Origin of the sequence: Rathayibacter sp. PhB179 (genome assembly GCF_004345345.1) — a bacterium.
Taxonomy (GTDB): Bacteria; Actinomycetota; Actinomycetes; order Actinomycetales; family Microbacteriaceae; genus Rathayibacter; species Rathayibacter festucae.
Genome location: NZ_SLVD01000015.1, coordinates 1 through 12,550 on the forward strand (window position 1 = coordinate 1; position 12,550 = coordinate 12,550).

Genomic DNA, 12,550 nt, shown 5'->3' on the forward strand with positions numbered 1-12,550 from the left:
CACGACACCACCATCTTCGAACCACACCCGCCCAGCCACAAGCAGTTTTCCCTCACCACCGAGACGCGAAGCGGCTTCGCCGCTCGATACGCCGCTCCGCGGCTACTCGACCACCATGAATGGAGCCCCTCCGAGGAAGTCGGCTCGACTCCACGGCGGACCGCATCCGTTTCATGCTGATCGAGTAGCCCGCGCAGCGGGCGTATCGAGATCCACCACCGCCCGAACAACGGCCCCCCGGACGCGACGGAGCCCCGGCACCGCCGACGTCCGCCGCAGAAGCGGTGTCCGTCGACGGCCCGGGGCTCCAGGTCGTCAGAAGCGGGCGACTAGCGCGCGACGCTGCCGTCGGTGTAGTCCTCGTCGGTCTGCTTCCAGGCGAAGAGCTTGCGCAGCTCGCGGCCGGTCTCCTCGATCGGGTGCTTCTCGCCCTTGGCGCGCAGCTCCTGGAACTCGGGCGCTCCCGCGTCCTGGTCCGCGATGAAGCGCTTCGCGAAGGCACCGTTCTGGATGTCGCCCAGAACGGCCTTCATGTTCTCCTTGACGCTCGGGTCGATGACGCGGGGGCCGGACACGTAGTCGCCGTACTCGGCCGTGTCGGAGACCGACCAGCGCTGCTTGGCGATGCCGCCCTCCCACATCAGGTCGACGATCAGCTTGAGCTCGTGGAGCACCTCGAAGTAGGCGATCTCGGGCTGGTAGCCGGCCTCGACGAGGGTCTCGAAGCCGTACTGGACGAGCTGCGAGGTGCCGCCGCAGAGCACGGCCTGCTCGCCGAACAGGTCGGTCTCGGTCTCCTCGGTGAAGGTCGTCTTGATGACGCCGGCGCGGGTGCCGCCGATGGCCTTCGCGTACGACTTCGCGGTCTCCCAGGCGGTGCCGGTCGCGTCGTTCTCGACGGCGATGATGTCCGGGATGCCGCGGCCGGCGACGAACTCGCGGCGCACGGTGTGGCCCGGGGCCTTCGGCGCGATCAGGATCACGTCGACCCCCGCGGGGGCCTCGATGTAGCCGAAGCGGATGTTGAAGCCGTGCGCGAAGGCGAGGGTCTTGCCCTCGGTCAGCTTGTCCGCGATCTGCTCGCTGTAGATGGCGCGCTGGTGCTGGTCCGGCGCGAGGATCATGATCAGGTCGGCCCACTCGGCGGCGTCGGCGACGCTCTTGACCTCGAACCCGTCGTCCTCGGCCTTGGCGGTCGACTTCGACCCCTCCTTGAGAGCGATGACGACCTGGACACCGGAGTCGCGGAGGTTCTGCGCGTGCGCGTGGCCCTGCGAGCCGTAGCCGACGATCGCGACCTTCTTGGACTGGATGATGGAGAGATCGGCGTCGGCGTCGTAGATGAGCTCGGTCACGTGATGCTTCCTTTTCTGGTTGTGGAGTGGGCGGAGCAGAGGGGACGGCGCGGAGCCGTCAGTTCTTGAAGACGCGCTCGGTGATCGACTTCGAGCCGCGGCCGATGGCCAGCAGGCCCGACTGGGCGATCTCCTTGATCCCGTAGGGCTCGATGACCCGGAGGAACGCGGTGGTCTTGCCGGAGTCGCCGGTGACCTCGATCACCAGGGCGTCGGTCGCGACGTCGACCACGCGGGCGCGGAAGAGGTTCACGGCCTCGAGCACCTGCGAGCGGGTGACGTTGTCGACGCGCACCTTCACGAGCAGGTGCTCGCGGTGCACCGACTGGTCGGGGTCGAGCTCGACGATCTTGATGACGTTGATCAGCTTGTTCAGCTGCTTGGTCACCTGCTCGAGCGGGAGGTCCTCGACGTCCACGGCGACCGTGATGCGCGAGAGCCCCTCGAGCTCGGTCGGCCCGACGGCCAGCGACTCGATGTTGAAGCCGCGGCGCGCGAACAGCCCCGCGACGCGGGTGAGCAGTCCCGGCTTGTCCTCGACGAGCAGGGAGAGAACGTGGTGGGTCATGCGGTCTACTCCTCGTCGTCCCAGGTCGGGCTGTGGTCTCTGGCGTACTGGACGTAGCTGTTCGAGACGCCCTGCGGGACCATCGGCCACACCATGGAGTCGCGGCTGACCACGAAGTCGATGACGACCGGCCGGTCGTTGGTGGCGATCGCCAGCTCGATGGCCGCGTCGATCTCCTCCGGCTTGGTGACCCGGATGCCCAGGGCGCCGTAGGCCTCCGCGAGCTTCACGAAGTCCGGCACCCGGACGGTGTCGTGCCCCGTGTTGAGGTCGGTGTTCGAGTAGCGGCCCTCGTAGAACAGGGTCTGCCACTGGCGCACCATGCCGAGCGAGGAGTTGTTGATCACCGCGACCTTGATCGGGATGTCGTTGATCGTGCAGGTGGCGAGCTCCTGATTGGTCATCTGGAAGCAGCCGTCGCCGTCGATCGCCCAGACCGTGCGGTCCGGCTCGCCGACCTTGGCGCCCATCGCCGCGGGCACGGAGTAGCCCATCGTGCCGGCGCCGCCGGAGTTGAGCCACGAGTTGGGGCGCTCGTACTTGATGAACTGCGCCGCCCACATCTGGTGCTGGCCGACACCCGAGGCGAAGACGCCCTCGGGTCCGGTGATCTCGCCGATCCGCTTGATCACGTACTGCGGGGACAGCAGGCCGTCGACCGGCTCGGTGTAGCCGAGCGGGAACTCCTCCTGCAGGCCCTTGAGGTAGGTCCACCAGTCGGCCGTGTCGGGCGCGGCGCCGTCGATCGCCTTCGCGAACGCGTCGGTGAGGTCCGGCAGGACGTCCTTCAGGTCGCCCACGATCGGCACGTCGGCCGTGCGGATCTTCGAGATCTCCGCCGGGTCGATGTCGACGTGCACGACCTTGGCGTTGGGCGCGAAGAGCGCCGCCTTGCCGGTCACGCGGTCGTCGAAGCGCGAGCCGAGCGCGAGGATCAGGTCCGACTCCTGCAGCGCGAGCACCGCGGGGACGGTGCCGTGCATGCCGGGCATGCCGAGCTGCTGCTCGTGCGAGTCCGGGAACGCGCCGCGCGCCATCAGCGTCGTGACGACGGGAGCGCCGCAGGCCTCGGCGAACGCCAGGAGCTCGGCCGCCGCACGGGCGCGGATGATGCCGCCGCCGACGTACAGCACGGGCTTCTTCGCCTCGGCCAGCAGCTGCGCCGCGGCCTGGATCTGCTTGCCGTGCGCCTTCGTCACCGGGCGGTAGCCGGGCAGGTCGACCTTGGGCGGCCAGACGAACGGCGCCGCGTCCTGCTGCGCGTCCTTGGTGATGTCGACGAGCACCGGGCCGGGGCGGCCCGTCGTCGCGATCAGCACGGCGGAGGCGAGCGCCGAGGGGATGTCCTCGGGGCGCGTGACCAGGATGGAGTGCTTGGTGATCGGCATCGTGATGCCGACGATGTCCGCCTCCTGGAAGGCGTCGGTGCCCATCAGCGTCGAGAAGACCTGACCGGTGATCGCGAGCATCGGCACGGAGTCCATGTACGCGTCCGCGATCGCCGTGACGAGGTTGGTCGCGCCGGGCCCGGAGGTCGCGATGCAGACGCCGAGCTTCCCGGTCGCCGCGGCGTAGCCCTCGGCCGCGTGGCCGGCGCCCTGCTCGTGGCGGACCAGGATGTGGCGGATCTTCGACGAGTCCATCAGCGGGTCGTAGACGGGCAGGATCGCGCCGCCGGGCAGGCCGAAGACGTCCTCGATCCCGAGCATCTCGAGCGAGCGGACGACCGCCTGCGCTCCGGTGAGCGACTCGGCGACGGGAGCGACCGCCGTCGCGGACGCAGCGGAGCGGGGTGGCTGGGGGGTCGGGGCGGGAGGCGCGGCGGACGGGTCCGGGGTCATGCGGGTGTCGATTCCTTCGAAGCGGTGTGCGGCGGCGGGCACCGGGGGCTCGGAGTGCGAGCGAGCGGTGCCCGGGAGGCGCGAGTGCGCGGCCGGCCCGAGCGGGCCGGGATCAACCCGTGGTGGCGCCCTCGGCGGCCGAGCGGACGAGCTTGGCGTACTTGGCGAGGACACCGCGGGTGTAGCGCGGAGGGAGGGGCGCCCAGCCTTCTCGGCGGGCGGCGAGCTCGGATTCGTCGACGAGTAGGTCGATCGATCGAGCGGCGATGTCGACCCGAATCGGGTCTCCGTCGCGAACGAATGCGATGGGACCTGCGTCCACCGATTCGGGAGCTATGTGGCCGATGCACAGGCCGGTTGTGCCGCCTGAGAATCGTCCGTCGGTCAACAGTAGTACATCTTTTCCGAGGCCGGCCCCCTTGATGGCGGCAGTGATGGCCAGCATCTCGCGCATGCCCGGGCCGCCCTTGGGGCCCTCGTACCGGATGACCACCACGTCGCCCTTCTTGATCTGGCCGTCGGTCAGCGCGTCCATCGCGGCGCGCTCGCGCTCGAAGACCCGCGCGGGGCCCTCGAACACGGAGGCGTCAAAGCCGGCCGTCTTGACGACCGCGCCCTCGGGAGCGAGCGAGCCCTTGAGCACGGTCAGTCCGCCGGTGGCGTGGATCGGGTTGTCGAGGGTGCGGATGACCTCGCCGTCCAGCGGCGCGATGTCCATCGCCGCGAGGTTCTCGGCGACGGTCTTCCCGGTGACGGTGAGGCAGTCGCCGTGCAGCAGGCCCGCGTCGAGCAGGGCCTTCATCACGGCGGGGACGCCGCCGTGGCGGTCGACGTCGTTCATCACGTACTTGCCGAACGGCTTGAGGTCGCCGATGTGCGGGATCGTGTCGCCGATGCGGTTGAAGTCGTCGATCGTGAGGTCGACCTCGGCCTCGTTCGCGATCGCGAGCAGGTGCAGGATGACGTTGGTCGAGCCGCCGAAGGCCATGGCCACGGCGATCGCGTTCTCGAACGCCTCCTTGGTCAGGATGTCGCGCGCGGTGGTGCCGTTGCGCAGCAGCTCGACGACCGCCTCCCCCGACTTGCGGGCGAAGTAGTCGCGGCGGCGGTCGGCCGCGGCGGGCGACGCGGAGCCGGGCAGGCTCATCCCGAGCGCCTCGGCGACGCTGGCCATGGTGTTCGCGGTGTACATGCCACCGCAGGAGCCCTCGCCCGGGGCGAAGGCGCACTCGATGCGCTTGGCGTCCTCCTCGGACATGATCCCGGCCTTGACGCCGCCGACCGCCTCGAAGGAGTCGATGATCGTGATGTCCTTCTCGGTGCCGTCGGACAGCTTGACCCAGCCCGGCGCGATCGACCCGGCGTAGACGAAGACGGCGGCGAGGTCGAGGCGCGCGGCGGCCATCAGCATGCCGGGCAGCGACTTGTCGCAGCCGGCCAGCATGACGGTGCCGTCGAGGCGCTCGGCCATCATCACGGTCTCGACGGAGTCGGCGATGACCTCGCGTGAGACGAGCGAGAAGTGCATGCCCTCGTGACCCATCGAGATGCCGTCCGAGACGGAGATGGTGCCGAACTGCAGCGGATAGCCGCCGCCCGAGTGCACGCCCTCCTTCGCGCTGCGCGCGAGGCGCTCCAGCGAGAGGTTGCAGGGGGTGATCTCGTTCCAGGACGACGCGATGCCGATCTGGGGCTTCTCCCAGTCGTCATCGCCCATTCCCACGGCGCGCAGCATCCCGCGCGACGTCGTGGCCTCGATGCCGTCCGTGACGGTGCGCGAACGAGGCTTCCAATCGATTTCCGGCATGTGACGAGGCTACCGCCTCGCGCGCGGTGCTCCGGCGCTGCCGAGCGCGTCCCGATCCGTCGCGAACGGTCGCGTCCGTCGCCTCGATCCGGCAGCGATGGTCGTGTCAGTGGCCGCGCGCCGACCGTTCGTGACGGATCGACCGGCGCTGGTCAGTCCGCGGTGGCGCGGAAGTCGGCGAGGAGCGACAGCACGTGGGCGATCTGCTCGGGGCCGCGGACGCGGTAGGCGGCCGAGGTCGTGCCGGGACCGCTCTTGACACCGACGTCGCCGGTGCCGAGGACCGCGAAGGCGTCCTCATCCGTGACGTCGTCGCCGGCGTAGAGCACGGCGGTCGCGCCGGTGTAGCGGCGCAGGTGCTGCACGGCCTCGCCCTTGGTGGTCGAGCGGACCGAGAACTCGAGGACGTTCTTGCCCTCGCGGACGGTGACGCCCTCGACCTCGGCGCGCGCCTCCGACAGGGCGACGACGTGCGCGACGCGGCTGTGCCGGTCGGTGGCGAGGCGGGTGTGCAGGGCGAAGCCGGCCGGCTTGTCCTCGATCCAGACGTTGTCGATCCCGCGGGCGATGCCCTTCAGCACGTCCTCGAGCACGCCGACCTTCGCCAGCTCGGTCTCGTCGAGGCGGACGGCGTCGTCGCCCGGGTCCAGGCGGATCTCGATGCCGTGCGAGCCGACCAGCAGCGCCTCGTCGGGCAGCTGCGCGACCTCCTCGAGGCTGCCGAGGGCACGGCCGGAGACCAGTGCGACGCGGGTGCCGGGCAGCGCGAGCAGTCGGAGGACCGCCTCGCGCGCCTCGGGCAGGGCGCGGGCGTGCGCCGGGTCGTCGACCTCGGGTGCGAGCGTCCCGTCGAAGTCGAGTGCCACCAGCAGACGGCCGGTCGCGGCGAGCTCGTGCAGCGCGGCGACGAGGCGGTCGGGCACGCCGGGCAGGTGCTCGCCGGGGGTCGGCATGACGGCGGTCATCGCGACGCCTCCGCCTCGTCGCGGCGGGCGTCCTCGTGGTGCGCGTCCTCGGCCGCGCGACCGCGGACCCCGTCCTCGTGGTGCTCCGCCTCCTGGCCGAGCGGCGCCTCCTGGCCGCGCGCGGCCGGGTGCACGTCGAGCTGCTGGCCCGCGGCGTGCTCGCTCAGCGCATCGAGGAAGCTCGCCGACCAGCGCGAGACGTCGTTCTCGAGCACGCGGCGGCGCAGCGCCCGCATCCGGCGAGTGCGCTCGGCCCGCGGCATCCGGGCCGCGCTCTCGATGGCGTCCTTGAGGCCGGAGATGTCGTGCGGGTTGATCTGCACGGCCTGCTTGAGCTCGTCCGCCGCGCCGGTGAACTCGCTCAGCACGAGCACGCCGTCGTTGTCGAAGCGGGAGGCGACGTACTCCTTGGCGACCAGGTTCATCCCGTCGCGCAGCGCCGTCACCAGCATCACGTCGGCGGCGAGGTAGAGGGCGACCATCTCCTCGCGCGGGTAGCCGTGATGCAGGTAGCTGATCGCCGGGTTGCCGATCGTGCCGTAGTCGCCGTTGATCCGGCCGACCTGCAGCTCGATGTCGTCGCGCAGCTGCTTGTAGGTCTCGACACGCTCGCGGCTCGGGCTCGCGACCTGCACGAGCACCGCGTCCTTGGTGCTGAGCCGGCCGTCGGCGAGCAGCTCGCCGAACGCCTTCAGCCGGTGGCCGATGCCCTTGGTGTAGTCGAGGCGGTCGACGCCGAGCATGACGGTCTCGGGGTCGCCCAGATCGGAGCGGATCTGGCGCGCCCGCTCCTGGATCTCGGGGGTGCGCGCCATCGCCTCGAAGGCGGCGGCGTCGATCGAGATCGGGAAGTGCCGGGCGACGACCGGGCGGACGCTGGCGCCGCGGCGCGAGCGGTTGACCCGGCGGGTGCCGTCGACCGCGTCGTCCTCGACCGGCACCTCGACGACGGTGCTGCGGGTGTCGTAGCCGAGCAGGCGGCGGACCGCGCGGAGGAAGCTGCCCGCGTCGCCCTGGCGCTGGAAGCCGATGACGTCGGCGCCGAGCAGGCCCTCGACGATCTGCTTGCGCCACGGGAGCTGGGCGAAGATGCCGTAGGGCGGGAACGGGATGTGGTTGAAGAAGCCGATCGTGACGTCCGGGCGCAGCTCGCGGAGCATCTTCGGCACGAGCTGCAGCTGGTAGTCCTGCACCCAGACCACGCCGTCCTGCTCGGTGACCGCGGCGGCGGCCTCGGCGAAGCGGCGGTTCACCCGCACGTAGGCGTCCCACCACTCGCGGTGGTACGTGGGCGGCGCGATCACGTCGTGGTACAGCGGCCAGAGGGTGTCGTTGGAGAAGCCCTCGTAGTAGTCCTCGAGCTCCTGGGCGCTGAGGGCGACCGGGACGATCAGCACGCCGTCGTTCTCGAACGGCGCGACCTCCTCGTCCGCGACCCCGGGCCAGCCGACCCAGGCGCCCTCGTTGGCCCGCATCACGGGCTCGAGCGCGGTGACCAGCCCGCCGGGCGACGTCTTCCACGAGGCGGTGCCGTCGGCGTCGACGACGCGGTCGACCGGGAGGCGGTTGGAGACCACGACGAACGCGTTGCGCGCTCCGGCGGTGTGGTCGGCGGCGGCTGGAGTCGTCCCGTCGGCGCTGTCCTCGAGGGGTGCGGGGGCGGAGGCGGAGTGCGGAGGAATGGTGGTCCCGATCGTCGGTCGTGCCCGTCTTCGTACCCGCCGAGGCTACCAGCCGCACTCGAACGGGGGCCGGGCTCAGCCCTGGGCGAGGGCCAGCGCGAGCACCGCGCCGCCGACCGTCGGCACCACCGCGACGGCGCCGAGCAGCGCGTACTGCCGCCAGGAGATCGTCACGCCGAGCGCGGTCAGCCGCTGGTGCCAGAGCAGGGTGGCGAGCGAGGCCCACGGGGTGATCAGCGGGCCGGCGTTCACGCCGATCAGCAGGGCGACCAGGCGCACCGGGTCGGCGGCGACCGGCTCGAGCGCGAGATAGGCGGGCAGGTTGTCGACGAGGTTCGCGGCCACGACGCCGGAGCCCGCGAGCCGGAGCAGGTCGCCCACGCCGCTCCCGTCGCCCGCGACCACGGCGAGCGCCGCTCCGAGCCCGAGCTGGTGCGCCGCCTCCATCACGACGAAGAGCCCGGAGGCGAAGACGACCAGCTGCCAGGGCAGCAGCGAGACCTTCAGCGCGGACGGCCTCCGCACCGCGAAGAGCACGACGAGGGCGAGCGCCGCGACGGCCGCCGGGATCCACACCTCGAGCCCGGAGACGAGGGCGGGCAGCAGCAGCGCGACGACGACGCCGGCGCCGATCAGCAGGACGCGGTCCTCGACCGGGGTCCGCTCCCCCGTCCGGTAGCGGCCGGCCAGCTCGCGGCGGTAGCGGATCGCGAGCACGAGCACCGGGACCACGGCGGCGACGAGCGCGGGCGCGGCGGTCAGCGCGGCGAAGGCGAGCGGCCCGTCGACGCCGAGCCGCCTCTCTGCCAGGAGGTTGGTGAGGTTCGACACAGGGAGCAGCAGGGAGGCGCAATTGGCGAGCCAGACGGTCGCCATCGCGAACGGCAGCGGCGACACCCGGACGTGCGCGGCGAGCAGCACGACCACCGGCGTGAGCAGCACGGCGGTCGTGTCGAGGGAGAGGAAGACGGTGCTGACGATCGCCATCGCGACGACCAGGAGCCAGAGCAGCGCGGTCCGCCCGCGGCCCCAGATCGCCGCCCGCTCCGCCACGACCGTGAAGACTCCGGCCTCGGAGGCCAGCTCCGCCACCACGGTGACGGCGACCACGAAGGCCAGGATCGGCGCCGTGCGCTCGACCAGCTCGCCGAGCGCGTCCATCGGCAGGACCCCGGTGAGAGCGGCGATCACGCCGAGCACGAGGAGCACCGCCCCGATCACAGCCGTGCGCATCTCGTATCCGTTCTCCTCGGTCCGTGCCGCGGCCCGGCGCCGAGCAGCGGTTCACCGTAGCGGGCGACACCGACGACGGAGCCGTCCGCTGGCCGTCGGCGGTGTCAACCGTTGGGAGGGAACGGGGCCGGGCCACTAGCGTCGTGGTGAACACAGGAGGCAATCGATGCGCAAGTTCATCCTCAATTCCAGCGTCATCAGCGCGATCGTCGGAGGCTGGTCCATCCTGCAGACGACGCGCAAGGGTCCGCGCGACTGGCGGCTGGCCCTGCAGTGGGTCAGCTGGGCGATCGCTCTCGCGGTCGCCATCGGCTCGGTCTCCTACGACTCGAAGGAGCTCGTCAAGGAGCAGAACGGCAAGAAGCGCGACCGCTGACCGCCTTCTGACACGCCGCGAGCCACCGGCCGCGGCGTGTCAGCGCGCTCCGGCGCCGTCGCCCCTGGACACTGGAGTCTCAGCACGCGGCACGGGAAACGGGGTTCGTCATGAGGTTTCGTCTGAGGCGCCGTCAGCCGGCCCCCGAGGTCGTCGCGGCCCCCGCGCTCACGCAGGACGAGCTCTTCGCCGTCGTGCACGAGCGCCTCTCCGCCTTCGTCGGCGCCGAGGGCGCCTGGGTCGTCACCCGGCGCAGCCATGACGACCGCGACCCGATCTTCCACGGGATGCTCGCCCGCTCGCTCGCCCACGAGCTGTCCGCCGCCATCCAGGCCGAGCAGCTGCGCGCCGGCGTCGAGGCCACCGCCAACCCGGTCACCTCCGCCATCCCCGTGATGCGCGCCTCCACTCCCCCCGTCACCGCGGAGCCGGCCGCCCCCGTCACCGAGCCCGCCGCCCTCACCTGGGACCCGAAGCCGATCGCCGTCTGGGCCGAGCCCGACTCCGCCTCCGTCGCGACCCCGGCCGACGCCACCCGCTGACCCGTCGGCCCCCTGCATGCTGATCGAGTAGCCCTCGCAGAGGGCGCCACTCATGCTGATCGAGTAGCCCTCGCAGAGGGCGTATCGAGATCCACCCCCCTGAGCACGTTGGGTCTCGATACGCCGCTCCGCGGCTACTCGACCAGCATGGGCTGCCTCAGAGCACGTCGAGGATGTCGTTCTTCAGCGCCTCCGCGCGGGGGCCGAAGACCGCCTGGACGCTCTCGCCGACCTCCAGCACGCCGGCCGCGCCGAGAGCCTTCAGCCGTGCGGGATCGACCAGCGCCCGGTCGCCGACCTGGACGCGCAGCCGCGTGATGCACGCGTCGACGTGGACGAGATTCCCGCGCCCACCGAAGGCCGCGATGAGCGACTCGGCCTCGGACTCCGGCGGTTCGTTCGACGCGGAGGTCGGCTCCGCCACGACCGCGGCAGGTTCGCCCACGTCCACTCCGGAGACGACCTCCTCCCGGCCCGGCGTGCGGAGGTTCCACCTCCGGATGACGACCCGGAACAGCAGGTAGTACACGCCGGAGTACACGACTCCCATCACCACGAGCAGCCCCACGTTCTTCGCGGCCGGCGCCGTGCCGTAGAGAAGCAGGTCGACGAGCCCGGCCGAGAACGAGAAGCCGAGGTGGATGTCGAGGAGGTCGGCGATCGCGAGGGACAGCCCGGTCAGCACAGCGTGCACGACGTAGAGCGGGAACGCCGCGAACATGAACGCGAACTCCAGCGGCTCGGTGATGCCGGTGAGGAAGGCGGTCAGCCCGGCCGCACCGAGGATGCCGATCGCGACCGCGCGCTGCGAGCGGTTCGACACGTGGATCATCGCCAGCGCCGCCGCCGGGAGTCCGAACATGAGCACCGGGTAGAAGCCCGAGGTGAGCGCGCCAGCCGTCGGGTCGCCCGCGGCGAAGCGCGTCAGCTCGCCCGTGACGACGCCGCCGTCGGCGTTCGTGTACGAGCCCTGGAGGAACCAGACGTACGAATTGAGGATGTGGTGCAGCCCCAGCGGGATCAGCATGCGGTTGGCGAAGCCGTAGACGAAGGCGCCGAGCGCCCCGGTGCCGCCGATGAAGGCGCCGAGACCGGTGAGGCCGGACTCGAAGACCGGGTAGAACCAGCTCAGACCGAAGCCGACGACGAGGCACGCGAGCGAGACGACGATCGGGACGAACCGCCGGCCGCTGAAGAAACCGAGGTAGGCGGGGAGCGCGATGGTGTGGAACCGGTCGAACAGCACGGCCGTGAGCAGTCCGACCACGATGCCGCCGAAGACGCTGTAGTCGATCTGCACCTGGTCGCCGGCGGCCGTCGTCCGCCCCGCCAGGACGATCGGCGACAGGACGGTGAAGACCTTCGCGAGCACGAGGTGGCCGACGACGGCCGCGAGCGCGGTCGACCCGTCCGGCCTCCTGGTGAACCCGATGGCGACGCCGACGGCGAACAGCAGGGCCAGGTTCTCGAAGAGGGCCCCGCCCGCCGCGCTCATCGCCTGGAAGAACGGGCCGATCACGGGCAGATCGATCCGCCCGAGCAGGTCGGGCTGTCCGATCCGGAGGAGGAGCCCGGCCGCCGGGAGCACCGCGATCGGCAGCATGAGGCTCTTGCCGAGGCGCTGCAGACCCGCGAAGCCGGGGACGACGAGTCGTCGACGCGAGGCGGGCGCGCTCCGAGTGCGGGCGGTCATGCGGACAGCAGAGGATCACCGGCGAGGACGGACGCGCCGTCCTCCACGAGGGCGTCGACGTGGTCCGCGGTCCGCTCCAGCACGACCACGGGCACCACCGTCGGGAGTCCCGCGGCGAGGATCGCCGGGACGTCGTACTCCAGGACCGGCGTCTCGGCCTCGACGCGGTCGCCCTTGGCGGCGAGGACCGTGAAGCCGCCGCCCTTCAGCCCCACCGTGTCGATCCCGAGGTGGACGAGCACCGCTCGTCCGCTGTCCGCGACGACCACGAACGCGTGCGGCAGCACCTGGAGCAGGACCCCGCGGACCGGCGAGAGGACCTCGACGCGCTCCGCGGGAGGCTCGATCGCCATTCCGGCTCCCATCACGCCGGCCGCGAAGAGCTGATCGGGGACGGCCGTGAGGGGCACGGCGCGCCCGGCGAGTGGGGACAGGACGACGACCACGGGGACTCCCTCGAACCGGAGACCGGCGCGTACTCGGCACCG

12 protein-coding genes are annotated in these 12,550 nt (G+C 71.3%); 3 read left to right on the top strand and 9 right to left on the bottom strand.

From position 1 onward, the window contains the following. Positions 1-180, top strand: a 180-nt coding sequence (locus EDF43_RS22220) for a hypothetical protein (RefSeq protein ID WP_207901907.1), incomplete at its 5' end; no start/stop codon positions are given. A gap of 149 nt (positions 181-329) precedes the next feature. On the opposite strand, the gene ilvC is transcribed toward EDF43_RS22220, so the two are convergent. The 7 genes from ilvC to EDF43_RS21360 form a co-directional block, all read right to left on the bottom strand. Further along, complete coding sequence (ilvC, locus tag EDF43_RS21330) at positions 330-1,355, bottom strand: ketol-acid reductoisomerase (RefSeq protein ID WP_123447977.1); 1,026 nt, start codon at positions 1,353-1,355, stop codon at positions 330-332. 58 nt (positions 1,356-1,413) lie between these two features. After that, entirely contained in the window at positions 1,414-1,923 is a 510-nt protein-coding gene (ilvN, locus tag EDF43_RS21335; protein WP_123447978.1) for an acetolactate synthase small subunit, read from the bottom strand. A gap of 5 nt (positions 1,924-1,928) precedes the next feature. Further along, positions 1,929-3,764 carry an acetolactate synthase large subunit gene (locus tag EDF43_RS21340; RefSeq protein ID WP_132438513.1) on the bottom strand — a complete coding sequence of 612 codons (1,836 nt, stop codon included), beginning with the start codon at positions 3,762-3,764 and terminating at the stop codon, positions 1,929-1,931. A gap of 112 nt (positions 3,765-3,876) precedes the next feature. After that, complete coding sequence (gene ilvD / locus EDF43_RS21345) at positions 3,877-5,571, bottom strand: dihydroxy-acid dehydratase (RefSeq protein ID WP_132438512.1); 1,695 nt, start codon at positions 5,569-5,571, stop codon at positions 3,877-3,879. A gap of 152 nt (positions 5,572-5,723) precedes the next feature. Continuing rightward, the gene (otsB, locus tag EDF43_RS21350) at positions 5,724-6,536 is read right to left on the bottom strand and encodes a trehalose-phosphatase (RefSeq protein ID WP_132438511.1); all 813 of its coding nucleotides are present in this window, start codon (positions 6,534-6,536) and stop codon (positions 5,724-5,726) included. Then, positions 6,533-8,113 carry a trehalose-6-phosphate synthase gene (locus EDF43_RS21355; protein ID WP_132438510.1) on the bottom strand — a complete coding sequence of 527 codons (1,581 nt, stop codon included), beginning with the start codon at positions 8,111-8,113 and terminating at the stop codon, positions 6,533-6,535. Before EDF43_RS21355 ends, otsB begins: the two co-directional genes overlap by 4 nt. Positions 8,114-8,293: 180 nt before the next feature. Further along, positions 8,294-9,451, bottom strand: a complete 1,158-nt coding sequence (locus tag EDF43_RS21360; protein WP_132438509.1) for an SLC13 family permease — start codon at positions 9,449-9,451, stop codon at positions 8,294-8,296. Between the two features lie 166 nt (positions 9,452-9,617). Here EDF43_RS21360 and EDF43_RS21365 point away from each other — a divergent pair, with 166 nt between their 5' ends. Both EDF43_RS21365 and EDF43_RS21370 read left to right on the top strand, forming a co-directional pair. Continuing rightward, complete coding sequence (locus EDF43_RS21365) at positions 9,618-9,827, top strand: hypothetical protein (RefSeq protein WP_123447985.1); 210 nt, start codon at positions 9,618-9,620, stop codon at positions 9,825-9,827. 110 nt (positions 9,828-9,937) lie between these two features. Beyond that, entirely contained in the window at positions 9,938-10,369 is a 432-nt protein-coding gene (locus EDF43_RS21370; protein WP_132438508.1) for a hypothetical protein, read from the top strand. A 157-nt stretch (positions 10,370-10,526) separates the two neighbouring features. Here the strand turns inward: EDF43_RS21370 and EDF43_RS21375 are convergent, their stop codons facing one another. Next, complete coding sequence (locus EDF43_RS21375) at positions 10,527-12,062, bottom strand: PTS transporter subunit EIIC (RefSeq protein ID WP_132438507.1); 1,536 nt, start codon at positions 12,060-12,062, stop codon at positions 10,527-10,529. Beyond that, entirely contained in the window at positions 12,059-12,508 is a 450-nt protein-coding gene (locus EDF43_RS21380) for a PTS glucose transporter subunit IIA (protein ID WP_132438506.1), read from the bottom strand. Before EDF43_RS21380 ends, EDF43_RS21375 begins: the two co-directional genes overlap by 4 nt. Positions 12,509-12,550 lie beyond the last annotated feature (42 nt).

Excerpts from the sequence above, each read along its gene's own strand:
- EDF43_RS21360 (WP_132438509.1), bottom strand. The coding sequence starts at position 9,451 with ATGCGCACGGCTGTGATCGGGGCGGTGCTCCTCGTGCTCGGCGTGATC.
- EDF43_RS21375 (WP_132438507.1), bottom strand. The coding sequence starts at position 12,062 with ATGACCGCCCGCACTCGGAGCGCGCCCGCCTCGCGTCGACGACTCGTC.
- ilvN (WP_123447978.1), bottom strand. The coding sequence starts at position 1,923 with ATGACCCACCACGTTCTCTCCCTGCTCGTCGAGGACAAGCCGGGACTG.
- EDF43_RS21365 (WP_123447985.1), top strand. The coding sequence starts at position 9,618 with ATGCGCAAGTTCATCCTCAATTCCAGCGTCATCAGCGCGATCGTCGGA.
- ilvD (WP_132438512.1), bottom strand. The coding sequence starts at position 5,571 with ATGCCGGAAATCGATTGGAAGCCTCGTTCGCGCACCGTCACGGACGGC.
- otsB (WP_132438511.1), bottom strand. The coding sequence starts at position 6,536 with ATGACCGCCGTCATGCCGACCCCCGGCGAGCACCTGCCCGGCGTGCCC.
- EDF43_RS21340 (WP_132438513.1), bottom strand. The coding sequence starts at position 3,764 with ATGACCCCGGACCCGTCCGCCGCGCCTCCCGCCCCGACCCCCCAGCCA.
- EDF43_RS21370 (WP_132438508.1), top strand. The coding sequence starts at position 9,938 with ATGAGGTTTCGTCTGAGGCGCCGTCAGCCGGCCCCCGAGGTCGTCGCG.